The organism is Chelativorans multitrophicus (genome assembly GCF_011317445.1).
GTDB lineage: Bacteria > Pseudomonadota > Alphaproteobacteria > Rhizobiales > Rhizobiaceae > Chelativorans > Chelativorans multitrophicus.
On record NZ_JAAAPL010000003.1, the window covers coordinates 683,186 to 695,556 of the forward strand.

The following is a 12,371-nucleotide window of genomic DNA, read 5'->3' on the forward strand; positions in this document are numbered from 1 at the left end:
CGCTGTGGTTCAGGCTCCCACGCGCCAGCGATCAACCCCAAGCGCCTCAAACCAGTTCCACCCCGGCTGCTTTCATTCGCTCCGTCATGACCGCAAGCGAGCCGCCAAGATCAATCGCGCGGCAAGCTTCCAGGATGACCGTCGCTTCGAATCCCTGTCGCCGCGCATCGAGTGCCGAATAGGCGACGCAGAAATCCGTGGCGAGCCCGGCCAGCGTCACTTTTCCGATACCGCGTTCACGCAGATAGCCGGAAAGTCCCGTCGGCGTCTCGTGATCGTTCTCGAAGAAGGCAGAGTAGCTGTCGATCGCACTGCGGAAGCCCTTGCGGATGACGAGTTCCGCCTTGGTCCATTCCAGTCCGGGATGGAAATCGGCCCCGCTCGTCCCCTGCACGCAATGGTCGGGCCAGAGCGTCTGCTCGCCATAGGGCATCAGAACCGTCTCGAACGGAGCCTTGCCGGGCTGGGAAGACGCAAAGCTCGAGTGACCGGCGGGGTGCCAGTCCTGAGTCAGGATCACATGGTCGAAGCGCTGGATGAGGCCATTGACTACAGGCACGACCTCATCTCCGCGCTCCACCGCCAGCGCGCCGCCGGGGCAGAAATCGTTCTGGACGTCGATGACGATAAGCGCTTCCTTGGTCATGTCCGCCTCCATCGTGGCCTCTGCGCCTTCCTGAACTTATCCCCTCAAGGCGCCTTGTCGAGCCCGCCCATGTGGCAGATCTCCCTCCATTCCGCGTTGCTGACCGGCTGGACGGAAAGGCGTGAATTGTTGACCAGCACCATGTCCTTGAGCTTCGGATTGGTCTTGATCTCTTCCAGCGAGACCGGCTTCGGCACGTCCAGCACCGCGCGGATATCGACGCATTCCCAGCGCGGGTCGTCGGTGGTGGAATCTGGATGCGCGGGCGCAATGACCTCGACGATGCCGACCACGCTCGTCTCCTTCACCGAATGATAGAAGAAGCCGAGATCGCCCACCTTCATCGCCCGCATATTGTTGCGCGCCTGGTAATTGCGCACGCCATCCCATTCCTGGCCCTGTGCACCCTTCTTCTTCTGCATCTCCCAGGACCAGGACGTGGGTTCCGACTTGAACAGCCAATAGGCCATCACGCACTCTCCGGCTTGTTGAACACCCAGTTCCACGGGCGAATCTCGACGGATTCGAACAGGCCGGCAAGTGCATAGGGGTCGGAGCGTGCGAGCGCCTCGGCATCGGCGAGGCTCGCAGCCTCGATGCCGACCATGCTGCCGCAGGGCTTATTCTCCCCGTCGAGGAACGGGCCAGCGAATTTCAGCTTGCCTTCCGCATTAAGCGTATCGAGATAGGCGACGTGGTCCGGCCTCGTGTCCATGCGGACTTGCAGATGACCGGGCTTATCCTTGCAAAGAATGATGAAGATCATTGGTTCCTCTCCTAAATATAAGCGAATAGGGAGTAGGGAAGGACGAGGTGCAAACCTCTCCTCACTACTCACTCTTCAACGGCCGCGCGAGCAGCGCCTGCATGGCTGCATGCACGGTAAGCCCGCCATTCAGCATTCCGTTCACGGTTTCTATGATCGGCGCCTCCAGCCCCCGCTCGCTCACCATGCGCGCGGCAATGCTCGCTGTGAAAACACCTTCGGCAAGCGGCAGGTTATCGAGGCGTTCGCCACGGCCCAGCGCCGCGCCATAGGCGAAGTTGCGCGATTGCGGGGAATTGCAGGTGAGGATCAGGTCGCCAAGACCGGAAAGACCCATCAGCGTTTCCGCGCGTGCGCCGAAGGCTGCGCCGATGCGCCGCAGCTCGACGAAGCCACGTGTCGTGATGGCGGCCACCGCGCTTGCGCCGAGCCCGGCGCCGCTGGTGGCGCCGGCCGCAATGGCCAAAACGTTCTTCAGCGCTCCGCCAAGCTCGACCCCCATCAGATCATCGCTCGAATAACAGCGCAGATTGGGCGCCGAGAGCTTCTTGGCGAGATCAGCCGCCAGCGCCCCGTCCTGCGCTGCGACCGTGACTGCAGTCGGAAGTCCGCGCGCCAGATCGGCGGCGAAGCTCGGGCCCGACAGCGCTGCAAGCGGATTCTCGGGCAGCGCCTGACGCGCAGCCTCCGACATCAGCTGTCCCGTTTCCCGCTCGATGCCCTTGGCGCAGAGCACAACGGGGATATGAGCCTTTAGGGCTGTGCCGGCCACGGCAAGCACGGAGCGAAGGCTTTGTGCGGGAATAGCGGCAAGCACGCAGTCGGCCCCCTCAAGTGCAGCGGCCATGTCATCGGTGGCCAAAACCGCCGGATCAATCTTTACGCCGGGCAGGTACCGGCTGTTGCTGCGGGCATTATTGATCTCGCGCACAAGGTTTTGATCGCGTGCCCACAGCCTCGCACCGTGGCCCGCGCGCTGCATTGTGAGAGCCAGTGCCGTTCCCCATGCGCCAGCGCCGAGCACGGCGATTGTCCAGTGGCGGCTCATGCCTTTGCCCCCCTTTTTCCCGCGCCGAAGAGCGGAGCGGCGCTTTCGTCCAGCGGCCAGCGAGGGCGCGGTGCAAAGGCGAGCGCTCCTTCCTGCTTAAGCCCCGATTCCAGCCGTTCCAGCCCCGCCCAGGCGATCATGGCGGCATTGTCGCCGCAAAGATTCAGGGGTGGCGCGACAAGACGGAAGCCCTTTTTCCGGCAGAGATCCTCGAGAGTCCCGCGCACAGCCGCATTCGCCGCCACGCCGCCAGCCACGACAAGCGCTGGCTGCTGCAGCTTGGGATGTTCCTTGCCGAACCGCTCCAGGCTGCGCGCAACGCGATCGGCCAGCGTTTGGGTGACAGCGAACTGGAAGGAGGCGCAGAGATCGGCGACATCCTGTTCGGAAAGCGGCGCAAGCTCGCCTGCCGCGCGGCGCACGGCGGTTTTCAGCCCGGAGAAGGAGAAATCGGGCCGCGCCTCGCCCTTGAGCGGCGTGGGGAAGGCGAAGCGCGCGGGATCGCCTTCTGCCGCCGCCTTTTCCACGTTGGGGCCGCCGGGATAGGGCAGGCCGAGCAGTTTCGCGGTCTTATCGAAAGCCTCCCCCAGCGCATCGTCTATGGTGCTCGCCCAGCGCTCGTAACGGCCGACGCCCGCCACATGCACGATCTGTGTGTGCCCGCCGGAGACGAGCAGCAGCAGATAGGGAAATTCCAGACGGTCCGTCAGCCGGGCTGTCAGCGCATGGCCTTCCAGATGATTGACGGGCAGAAGCGGCTTGCCGAGCGCGGCGGCGATCGCCTTGGCTGTCGTAAGCCCGACGATCAGGCCACCGATCAGGCCAGGGCCTGCGGTCGCCGCGATGGCGTCCACCTCGTCAAGGCTCAAGGCGGCTTCGGCCAGGGCAGCCTCGATAACGCCGTCCAGTGCCTCCACATGCGCACGCGCGGCGATCTCGGGCACCACGCCGCCGAAAGCCGCATGTTCCTCGATCTGGCTCAGCACCACATTGGAGAGGATCGCCGGCGCTTCGTCCGCGCCGCGCGTGACGACCGCCGCCGCAGTCTCGTCGCAGCTCGTCTCGATGCCCAGCACGCGCGTCATTCGGTCCAGCCCACTTCGGTTGCCGAGGAGGTCAATCCCCGATAGGTAGGAATGCCGGTTAGCACGGACATGACGGCATGCAAACTGATGTGATAAAAATCGGAACGCGCGGCAGCGCCTTGGCCTTGGCACAGGCTGCCGAGACGCGGGCGCGGCTCATGGTTGCGCATGGCCTGCCGGAAGATGCGTTTGAAATCGTCGTCATCCGCACGTCCGGCGACCGCATCCAGGACCGCCCCCTCTCCGAGGCGGGCGGCAAGGGGCTCTTTACCAAAGAAATCGAGGAAGCGCTGCTCGAAGGCCGCATCGATCTTGCGGTACATTCTTCGAAGGACATGCCCACCTTCCTGCCTGATGGGCTGGAGCTTTCGGCCTTTCTTGAGCGTGAAGACGTGCGCGACGTGTTCATCGGGCGCGCGGCCAAGCGGCTGGAGGACCTTCCGCATGGGGCCAATCTCGGCACCTCGTCGCTGCGCCGGCAGGCGCTGGCGCTGAGGCTGCGGCCCGATCTCAAGGTGGGTGTCTTCCGTGGCAATGTGCAGACGCGATTGAGAAAGCTCGAAGACGGCGCGGCCGACGGCACGCTGCTCGCGCTCGCCGGCCTGAAACGCCTCAAGCTGGAGCACGTGGCGACCGAACTCATGGACCCCGTCATCTTCCCGCCGGCGCTCGGGCAGGGCGCGATCTGCATTGAAAGCCGGACCGGAGATACGCGGATCGCTAAGCTGGTCGAAGCCATTCATCACCCGGCCACCGGTTTCGCGCTCTCCTGCGAACGGGCTTTTCTCGCTGCCCTCGATGGCTCCTGCCGCACACCCATGGCCGGTCTTGCGACGGTCGATGGCGACCGGATCGCCTTCTCCGGCATGATTCTCACCCCCGATGGACGAGAGGTCCACGAGATTGGCGGCGACGGCGCGGCGCAGGACGCGGCCGAAATCGGGAGGGATGCCGGCCGGCGCATCCGGCAGAAGGCGGGGGCCGGTTTTTTCGAAAGCTGGAGTTAACGCCCGTGCGGCGCGTCCTTGTCACGCGTCCAGAGCCCGGCGCGTCGCGAACCGCTGGCAGGCTTGCCGCGCTCGGTTTCGAACCCGTGCTCCTCCCTCTAACGAAGATCGTTCCCCTTCCGGTCGAAACCTGGTCAGGAGCGGAAAACATTGCTGCCCTGGCGATCACCAGCGCGAATGCGGTACGCCATACACCTCCGCCTCTTCTGAGGGATCTCGCCGGATTGCCGGCATTCGCGGTCGGCGAAAGAACGGCTCAGGTGGCGGCGGAAGCAGGCGTTTCGGTTAAGGATGCCGGAGCGGGTGACGCGGACCGCCTGGCGGAACGAATCGTCGCTTCCGTCCAACCAGGCTCAAAAATTCTTCTTCTTTGCGGGCGCATCCGCCGCGGCACGCTGGAAAGCCGACTGGCCGCAGCCGGGCTCCCGGTGCGTGCAATCGAAACCTATGACACCGTTCCCGTTTCGCTTTCCGGGGATGAGCTTTCTACCGAGATCGGGGATCGCTCCATCGATGCGGTGCTTGTCTACTCCGCCGTTGCCGCCACGATCCTTTCGCCCTTCGTTTCATCTTTTTTGACCGCGGCATTCATTGCCATTTCGGATCGCGTGGCGCAAAACCTGCCCGCTGGATTGGGGAACCGCATACACATCGCGCGGGAACCAACGGAAGACGCGATGCTTTCCCTGCTGCCCAAGGTGTGACGGGCGTCAATGGTTTTTCAGGCTTGGGGCCTATAGTAGGAATATCGGCACACAGCGCGATTTTGAGAAACGGAGCTGCCACATGGCCAAGACACCGAGGACGCGCCACTCCAAGTCGAGCCGCGAGCCCGTGACGATCGACCTGGAGGCCGAGCCTGTCCATCGTGAGCCGACTCCTATGGAAGAGGTGTCGTCGGGCGGAGAATCGGCCAGCTCCGAGGAGTTTTCCGGCCAGGATCCGGTTGATCAGGCATCTTCGAACATGACGGGTATAGGTGCGGATGAGTCTGCCCGTGAGGAAGCCCAGCCTGCGATGGAAGCCGGTTCAGACTCCGTGTCACAGTCGCAGCCCCAGGAAGATGAGCCCCTTCAGCCGGATGAAGCACGTGCCGATATGGAGGCACCGGCTGAGGAGCCGGCCTCCGAAGAGCAGACCCGAGCGCCGGTTCGGAGCCGCGGCGGCTTCGCAAACGCGTTTGTCGGTGGCCTTCTGGGCGCGCTGATCATGCTCCTGATCGGGGGAGCATTGCTCTGGACGGGAGTTCTTCCCGGAACGCGGCAGCAGCAAGCCGATCCCGCCATGAGCAATCTGGAGCAGCAGGTTGCCGCTCTGCAAAATGAGATTTCCCAATTGCGCGAGAATGCCGCAGCGGGACCTTCCGCTGAAGCGTTGCAACAGGCACTTGCCGAGCCGCGGCAGCAGATCAGCGAATTGCGCGACACGGTCGCAGCCCTGCAATCCGCTCCGCCGGCTGAAAATGGCGCGGAACTGCAGCGGCTGGGGCAGCAGCTTGCTGAGCTTGAGAACCGGGTGGCTTCGGTCGCGCAGACGGCCGGCACCGGCGATACTTCCCAGCTTTCGCAGCAGGTGAGCGAACTTGAAATGCGCGTCGCCGGGGCCATGGAAGCCGCCAACACCGCACAGGAAAGGGGTGCGGCGACGGCGCAGCAGGTGAATGAGCTGGCGCGCCAAGTCACGCAGCTCAGCGAGCAAGTGGCCAAGGAGGATGAAGGGCCGAGACTCGCGCTCATCGTGGCCGCGTCCGCCCTGCGTTCCGCGGTGGAGCGTGGTGCGCCTTTTGGAAGCGAGCTGGATACCTATTCCGCCATCGCGCCCAATGCGCCCGAACTCGACCCGCTCAGGCCCTATGCACAGACGGGCATTCCCACCGAAGCCGCCCTTGTCAGCGAGGCGCCGCAGATCGCATCGCGGATTGCCGCATCCTCATCCGATCTGCCACCCGATGCCGGCGTTTTCGATCGCCTGATGGCGAGCGCGCGCTCTGCTGTAACGGTCCGGCCGGTCGGCGAGGTGCCGGGGGATACGCCGGAGGCGATCGCCGCCCGCATGGAAGCGGCCGTCAAGCGGGGGGATTACGCCCAGGCATTGAGCGAATACGACTCGCTGCCGCCCAGCGCCAAGGACGTGGCCGCGGAATTCGCGGAGAAGCTGCGTGCGCGGCGAGCGGCCGATCAGGTCCTCGAAAAGGCGCTTTCGAACGCGCTAAAGCCCGCGTAAGGACGGCGCCATGTTCCGCATCCTCCTCTTCCTCGTCATTGTCATGCTTCTCGGGCTGGGTTTTGCCTGGCTTGCCGACAGGCCAGGCGAGCTTGCCGTGACCTTTGGCGGGTATCAATACCAGGTGACGCTGATGATGGCCGCCGTGCTTCTGGTGGCGGCGATCGCGGCGGTGATGATCCTGTGGTGGATTGTCCGCGGCATTTGGACAAGCCCCTACACCGTACGGCGGTATTTTCGCGCGCGCCGGCGCGACCGGGGATATCAGGCGCTTTCGACAGGGCTGATCGCAGCGGGGGCCGGCGATGCCGGTCTTGCCCGGCGCATGGGCCAGCAGGCGGCGAAGCTCATCTCCTCCGATCAGGAGCCGCTCATCCATCTTCTCGATGCCCAGGCAGCGATGCTCGAAGGAAATCACGAAGCCGCCCGTGCCAAATTCCAGGCCATGGCGGACGATCCGGAGACCCGCCTGCTCGGTTTGCGCGGTCTTTATCTGGAGGCCGAGCGCCATGGCGAGCGGGAGGCGGCACGGCATTACGCCGACGAGGCGACAAAAATCGCGCCGCAGCTCGGCTGGGCCGCCGATGCCACTCTGGAAGCCAAGGCAGACGAAGGCGATTGGCAGGGGGCGCTTGCCTTGCTCGACAAGCAAAAGCCCTCGAGCAAGGAGGAGCGTGCGGCCCTTGCCAGAAAGCGTGCGGTGCTCCTCACCGCGCAGGCGATGGCGCAGCTGAACATGAATCCGGCCGCGGCCAAAACCGCCGCTTTGGAGGCGCACCGCCTGCAGCCCGATTTCGTTCCTGCCGCCGTGACGGCGGCCCGCGCGCTCTTCCGCCAAGACGATCTGCGACGCGGCGCCAAGGTGCTGGAAGCGGTGTGGGCGAAGTCGCCGCACCCGGAGGTGGCCGATATCTATGTCCACGCGCGGCCAGGGGATTCCACGCATGACCGGCTTACACGGGCTAAGAAGCTGCGCCGGCTGAAGCCCAACAACGCCGAATCCGTGCTTGCGGTCGCCCGTGCGGCTCTGGATGCGGGCGAGTATGGCGAGGCACGCGAGGCCGCGGAAGCGGCAGTGCGGCTCGATCCGCGCGAAGGGGCTTTCCTGCTTCTGGCGGATATCGAGGAGGCGGAGCGGGGCGACCAGGGCCGCGTTCGGTACTGGCTGGCAAAGGCGGTGCGCGCGCCGCGCGATCCGGCCTGGGTCGCAGATGGTTATGTCGCGGAGCGCTGGGCGCCAGCTTCACCGGTCACGGGGCGGCTCGATGCGTTCGAATGGCGCGCGCCGATGGAGCGGCTCGGCCAGATTATCGAAGGTGAAGAGGCGCTGCGTGCCCTGCCGCCCCTGGAAACCGGGGTGAAGGCTTCCGAAGAGGAAGAAGCAGATGATGTCCTCTTACCGGCCGAAGCCGAGCCTGTCGTCGAGGTGGCAGCGCAAAGCGAGTCCGAAAAAGCGGAGACGGCCCTGCCAGGTGACAACGGCGCGAAAGAACCTGCTGCCGATGCGGAGCCGACGGAAGAAGACATCCGCCCGCCTCTTCCTGATGATCCAGGCGTAGAGCCGCGCAAGGAAGGCGGTGCGGACGAAACCAGCAGGTTCCGCCTTTTCTGACCGCAGGGCTCGCGCGCGAGGAACGGATCCCTCCCGCTTTCATTTTTTCTTGAAGGATCTTCGCAATTGCAAAAAAAGGCATTGTAGGCCTTCGCGCGAGTTTTAACATACACAAGTGATTCCGAAGGATCTGTTATGTTTGATCGCATCCTCGCCTTCCTCAAGGACCTGCCTTCCGGCGCCAAGGCGTCACGCGTGCAGGAGGATGATCCGCGCGTGGCGGCGGCGGCGCTCCTTATCCACGTGATGGCGGCCGACGGAATGTGCGGCGAGGACGAGCGTGCCCGGCTCAAGAGTACCCTTTCGAGCACCTTCAATGTCAGCGGGGCGGAACTCAAGGCGCTTTTGAGGGCCGCGGAGGAAGCGGAGGCCGATGCCGTCGACCTCTACGCCTTCACGAGTGTGCTCAAGCGGCACTATGACGAGAACGCTCGCGCCGAATTCATCCGCCTCATGTGGGAAATGGTGCTTTCGGATGGCGAAATGCATGAATTGGAGGACAATCTCGTCTGGCGCGTGGCCGAGCTGATCGGCATCGATACGCGCACGCGCGTAAACATGCGGCAGAGCGTGCAGGCCGAAATCCGGGATAAAGAGGGCGAATAGCTGCAGGATATGGCACGAGGGGCGGGTAAGAAGATCCTGGTTGTCTTGCACCAGGAGATGTCCAGTCCGGGCCGCGTCGGCCAGCTCCTTGAGATGACGGGCTTCACGCTCGATATCCGGCGGCCGCCTCTGGGCGATCCGCTTCCCGAGACGTTAGAGGATCATCACGGCGCCATCATCTTCGGCGGGCCGATGAGCGCCAATGATCGGGACGATTTCATCCTCCGGGAGACCGAATGGCTCTCCGTCCCTCTCAAGGAGGAAAAGCCTTTTCTCGGCATCTGCCTGGGCGCGCAGATGCTGGTGAATCATCTGGGCGGGCGGGTGAAAAGCCATGATGACGGGCTGGTGGAGGTCGGCTGGTATCCGATTCGCGCCACCGAAGAGGGCCGCCGTCTCCTCCATTGGCCGGAGATGGTCTATCAGTTCCACCGCGAAGGCTTTTCGCTGCCTTCCGGCGCGACCCTGCTTGCCACTTCGGATCACTATCCCAACCAGGCATTCCGCTACGGCAAGAACGCCTGGGGTATCCAGTTCCATGCCGAGCTCACGCGCGCCATGATGCAGCGCTGGGTCGTTCGCGGCGCGCATCGCTTCGTGCTGCCCGGTGCTCAGCCGGGACGGGATCATCTCGGCGGCCGTCTCATCTGGGACATGCATCTGAAGCAATGGTTGGTCGAGTTCCTCGATATGGTCTTCGGAGGTGGCACCGATGTGGAGGTTGCGGCTGGCGCGGAAGCGAGGGCGCAAAAACCGCTCGGCCGTGCGAAGGTCGGCCGTCGGGGCATCGCATAATTTTTTCGATGCAAATTGCACTGCCGTGGCCCGCAGGACACTGGTACGCATAGCCGCCGTGGCCTATATTGCTGATTAGCGGTCTGCGCCTCGCGACAGGAATTCAATTCCCCGGGGCCTTATCGATCCTCTAGGGAGCTGTCCCTGGCCTTGCCCGTGGGCTTGGCCACACGGCGCCCACCTACTTTGTAGGTTCCCGGGATCGGTCATTCCATCGGTTGTCGTGGATCGCTGCTCTTCCCTCCCGTCTTCCTTTTTGCCATCCTGCCGGTTCCGCCCTGCGGGTTTCTTCCTCGCAGTGTCTCCATCCGATGAAGGGCAGCGATGACGGCCATTCCCCGCGAGATAAAAAGAAGGCTGCGCCAGGAGGCGCTCGCCCGCCGCGATGCGCTTGACCCGCGCTGGCGTATAGAGGCTTCGCTGGGCTTTGCGGAATGGGCGGACCGGATCGCGCCGCTGCCGGGCACGGTCGTTTCCGGCTTCTGGCCCATGCGCTCGGAAGTCGACGTGCGCCCGTTGATGGCCGCGCTGCGCGATCGTGGCGCGCGGCTCAGCTTGCCCGCCATCCTCGATAAGACCACGATCGTGTTTCGGGAGTTTGTGCGCGGGGCGCTGCTTGCCGATATGGGCTTCGGTACCTGGGGGCCGGGCAAAGAGGCGGCTGAACTTGAACCCGGCATGATGCTCGTCCCGCTCGCCGCCTTCGATTCGCGCGGGCACCGCATCGGTTATGGGGCAGGCTATTACGATAGAGCCATAGAGAGGCTGCAGCGGCTAGGCCGCGCGCCGCGCCTGATCGGCATCGCTTTTGATTGCCAGGAAGTCCCGGAAGTTCCCGACGAGGCACATGACATAGCGCTTCCCGAAATCCTCACCGAAAGCGGCTTGCGCCGGTTCCCCCCGCCCCTGTAAGAGCAGGCGATGCGTATCTTATTTCTTGGTGACATGGTCGGCCGTACGGGCCGCACCGCCGTCTGGGAGCGCCTTCCTGGCCTCATCTCGGACTTTAGGCTCGATTTCGTGGTGGTGAACGGCGAAAACGCCGCGGGCGGTTTCGGCATCACCGAGGAGATTTTCCGCACTACGCTGCAGGCTGGCGCGGATGTGGTGACGACGGGGAACCATGTGTGGGACCAGCGGGAGGCGTTGAGTTTCGCGCCGCGCGAGGAGCGGTTTCTCCGCCCCGCCAACTTTCCGAAGGGCACGCCAGGGCGCGGCTCCGGCCTCTATATCGCCAAGAACGGCGCGCGTGTGCTCGTGGCCAATATCATGGGCCGGGTGTTCATGCATCCCGAGCTGGACGATCCGTTCCGCACCGCCGAAAACGAGCTTGCCGCGTGCCATCTCGGCGAGCAGGCGGATGCGGCGATCATCGACTTTCATGCCGAAGCCACGTCCGAGAAGATCTGTTTCGGCCATTTCGTGGACGGGCGCGTGAGCGCTGTTATCGGCACGCATACGCATCAGCCCACGGCGGACCACCAGATCCTCACCGGGGGCACCGCCTATATTAGCGATGCCGGGATGTGCGGTGATTACGATTCCTCGCTGGGGATGGATAAGGAAGAGCCTCTCAACCGCTTTGTCAGCAAGGTACCCAAAAACCGCTTCGAGGCGGCCACGGGTCCTGCCACCATCTGCGGTGTCGGATTGGAGGTATCGGAGCGCACCGGCCTTGCGGAAAAGATCGCGCCGCTGAGACTGGGACCGCGGCTTGAGGAGACCTTTCCCGCCTTCTGGCGTTGACGGGGAACAAATGCCCCCCTAACTCTGCGAAGCCTCAGACTTCAACCCCACGCAGGAATCCCCGATGGAATGGTTGCTTTCGCAATTTGACTTCGTCTCCAGCCCGGAAGCCTGGGTCGCGCTCGTAACGCTTGTTACGCTCGAGATCGTGCTCGGTATCGACAATCTCATCTTCATTTCGATTCTCACCAACAAGCTGCCGCAGGAGATGCAGGCGCGCGCGCGACGGCTCGGCATCGGGGCAGCGCTTGTGCTTCGCCTTGCGCTGCTCGGCACCATTTCCATCATTGTCCAGCTGACCGCGCCGCTTTTTACGCTATTCGGCCACGGCTTTTCGTGGCGCGACCTCATCCTCATCGCGGGCGGCCTTTTCCTCGTCTGGAAGGCCACCAAGGAGATCCATCATTCAGTCGATCCGGTGGATCCGAAGGAAAACATGGTCGGCAAGGCGGCTACGCTCACCATGGGCGCGGCCATCACGCAGATCCTGCTGCTCGACCTGGTCTTCTCGATCGATTCCATCATCACGGCGGTCGGCATGACCGATCACATTACCATCATGTTCATTGCCGTCATCTCAGCGGTCACGGTGATGCTGCTTGCGGCAGAGCCTCTGTCGCGTTTTATCGCCGCCAATCCCACCGTGGTGATGCTGGCGCTCGGCTTCCTGCTCATGATCGGCATGACACTGATCGCCGACGGCTTCGGTTTCCATGTGCCGAAGGGCTATATCTACGCGGCGATGGGTTTCTCGGCGCTGGTCGAAGGGCTCAACATGATGGCGCGGCGCAAGCGCGCGCGCGAAAGCGCGTCGGGAGACCATACGCACTGAGCCCC

Annotated in this window: 14 protein-coding genes and 1 other RNA gene; 10 read left to right on the forward strand and 5 right to left on the reverse strand. The window is 63.9% G+C overall.

Annotated elements, in window-relative coordinates; translation table 11 throughout:
• Positions 1-46: 46 nt before the first annotated feature.
• The 5 genes from pncA to tsaD all read right to left on the reverse strand — a co-directional run bounded on the left by pncA (position 47) and on the right by tsaD (position 3,545).
• Positions 47-646 carry a bifunctional nicotinamidase/pyrazinamidase gene (gene pncA, locus GNP00_RS17740; RefSeq protein ID WP_041545621.1) on the reverse strand — a complete coding sequence of 200 codons (600 nt, stop codon included), beginning with the start codon at positions 644-646 and terminating at the stop codon, positions 47-49.
• Positions 647-690: 44 nt separating this feature from the next.
• Positions 691-1,116: an EVE domain-containing protein gene (locus tag GNP00_RS17745; RefSeq protein WP_011582519.1), complete on the reverse strand. Its 426-nt coding sequence runs from the start codon at positions 1,114-1,116 to the stop codon at positions 691-693.
• Entirely contained in the window at positions 1,116-1,412 is a 297-nt protein-coding gene (locus tag GNP00_RS17750) for a YciI-like protein (RefSeq protein WP_011582518.1), read from the reverse strand. Before GNP00_RS17750 ends, GNP00_RS17745 begins: the two co-directional genes overlap by 1 nt.
• A gap of 64 nt (positions 1,413-1,476) precedes the next feature.
• On the reverse strand, positions 1,477-2,460 hold the full coding sequence (locus GNP00_RS17755) for an NAD(P)H-dependent glycerol-3-phosphate dehydrogenase (RefSeq protein ID WP_011582517.1): 984 nt from the start codon (positions 2,458-2,460) through the stop codon (positions 1,477-1,479).
• Positions 2,457-3,545: a tRNA (adenosine(37)-N6)-threonylcarbamoyltransferase complex transferase subunit TsaD gene (tsaD, locus tag GNP00_RS17760; RefSeq protein WP_011582516.1), complete on the reverse strand. Its 1,089-nt coding sequence runs from the start codon at positions 3,543-3,545 to the stop codon at positions 2,457-2,459. Before tsaD ends, GNP00_RS17755 begins: the two co-directional genes overlap by 4 nt.
• A gap of 77 nt (positions 3,546-3,622) precedes the next feature.
• Between tsaD and hemC the strand changes: the two genes are divergently transcribed.
• The 10 genes from hemC (at position 3,623) to GNP00_RS17810 (ending at position 12,366) form a co-directional block, all read left to right on the forward strand.
• Complete coding sequence (gene hemC / locus GNP00_RS17765) at positions 3,623-4,552, forward strand: hydroxymethylbilane synthase (protein ID WP_011582515.1); 930 nt, start codon at positions 3,623-3,625, stop codon at positions 4,550-4,552.
• A gap of 5 nt (positions 4,553-4,557) precedes the next feature.
• Positions 4,558-5,256: a uroporphyrinogen-III synthase gene (locus GNP00_RS17770; protein WP_011582514.1), complete on the forward strand. Its 699-nt coding sequence runs from the start codon at positions 4,558-4,560 to the stop codon at positions 5,254-5,256.
• Between the two features lie 82 nt (positions 5,257-5,338).
• On the forward strand, positions 5,339-6,775 hold the full coding sequence (locus tag GNP00_RS17775; RefSeq protein WP_011582513.1) for a phage tail protein: 1,437 nt from the start codon (positions 5,339-5,341) through the stop codon (positions 6,773-6,775).
• 10 nt (positions 6,776-6,785) lie between these two features.
• Entirely contained in the window at positions 6,786-8,387 is a 1,602-nt protein-coding gene (locus GNP00_RS17780) for a heme biosynthesis protein HemY (RefSeq protein WP_011582512.1), read from the forward strand.
• Between the two features lie 135 nt (positions 8,388-8,522).
• On the forward strand, positions 8,523-8,993 hold the full coding sequence (locus GNP00_RS17785) for a tellurite resistance TerB family protein (RefSeq protein ID WP_011582511.1): 471 nt from the start codon (positions 8,523-8,525) through the stop codon (positions 8,991-8,993).
• Positions 8,994-9,002: 9 nt separating this feature from the next.
• Complete coding sequence (locus tag GNP00_RS17790; RefSeq protein WP_011582510.1) at positions 9,003-9,788, forward strand: glutamine amidotransferase; 786 nt, start codon at positions 9,003-9,005, stop codon at positions 9,786-9,788.
• Between the two features lie 77 nt (positions 9,789-9,865).
• Positions 9,866-10,022, forward strand: a non-coding RNA gene (ssrS, locus tag GNP00_RS17795) — 6S RNA.
• A gap of 90 nt (positions 10,023-10,112) precedes the next feature.
• Entirely contained in the window at positions 10,113-10,700 is a 588-nt protein-coding gene (locus GNP00_RS17800) for a 5-formyltetrahydrofolate cyclo-ligase (RefSeq protein WP_011582509.1), read from the forward strand.
• Positions 10,701-10,709: 9 nt separating this feature from the next.
• Complete coding sequence (locus GNP00_RS17805; protein ID WP_011582508.1) at positions 10,710-11,534, forward strand: TIGR00282 family metallophosphoesterase; 825 nt, start codon at positions 10,710-10,712, stop codon at positions 11,532-11,534.
• 64 nt (positions 11,535-11,598) lie between these two features.
• On the forward strand, positions 11,599-12,366 hold the full coding sequence (locus GNP00_RS17810; protein ID WP_011582507.1) for a TerC family protein: 768 nt from the start codon (positions 11,599-11,601) through the stop codon (positions 12,364-12,366).
• Positions 12,367-12,371: the final 5 nt, after the last annotated feature.

Bases quoted from the DNA above. Each gene is read 5' to 3' on its own strand.
- pncA (WP_041545621.1), bottom strand. From the start codon at position 646: ATGACCAAGGAAGCGCTTATCGTCATCGACGTCCAGAACGATTTCTGC.
- GNP00_RS17745 (WP_011582519.1), bottom strand. From the start codon at position 1,116: ATGGCCTATTGGCTGTTCAAGTCGGAACCCACGTCCTGGTCCTGGGAG.
- GNP00_RS17750 (WP_011582518.1), bottom strand. From the start codon at position 1,412: ATGATCTTCATCATTCTTTGCAAGGATAAGCCCGGTCATCTGCAAGTC.
- GNP00_RS17755 (WP_011582517.1), bottom strand. From the start codon at position 2,460: ATGAGCCGCCACTGGACAATCGCCGTGCTCGGCGCTGGCGCATGGGGA.
- tsaD (WP_011582516.1), bottom strand. From the start codon at position 3,545: ATGACGCGCGTGCTGGGCATCGAGACGAGCTGCGACGAGACTGCGGCG.
- hemC (WP_011582515.1), top strand. From the start codon at position 3,623: ATGCAAACTGATGTGATAAAAATCGGAACGCGCGGCAGCGCCTTGGCC.
- GNP00_RS17775 (WP_011582513.1), top strand. From the start codon at position 5,339: ATGGCCAAGACACCGAGGACGCGCCACTCCAAGTCGAGCCGCGAGCCC.
- GNP00_RS17780 (WP_011582512.1), top strand. From the start codon at position 6,786: ATGTTCCGCATCCTCCTCTTCCTCGTCATTGTCATGCTTCTCGGGCTG.
- GNP00_RS17785 (WP_011582511.1), top strand. From the start codon at position 8,523: ATGTTTGATCGCATCCTCGCCTTCCTCAAGGACCTGCCTTCCGGCGCC.
- GNP00_RS17790 (WP_011582510.1), top strand. From the start codon at position 9,003: ATGGCACGAGGGGCGGGTAAGAAGATCCTGGTTGTCTTGCACCAGGAG.
- GNP00_RS17800 (WP_011582509.1), top strand. From the start codon at position 10,113: ATGACGGCCATTCCCCGCGAGATAAAAAGAAGGCTGCGCCAGGAGGCG.
- GNP00_RS17805 (WP_011582508.1), top strand. From the start codon at position 10,710: ATGCGTATCTTATTTCTTGGTGACATGGTCGGCCGTACGGGCCGCACC.
- GNP00_RS17810 (WP_011582507.1), top strand. From the start codon at position 11,599: ATGGAATGGTTGCTTTCGCAATTTGACTTCGTCTCCAGCCCGGAAGCC.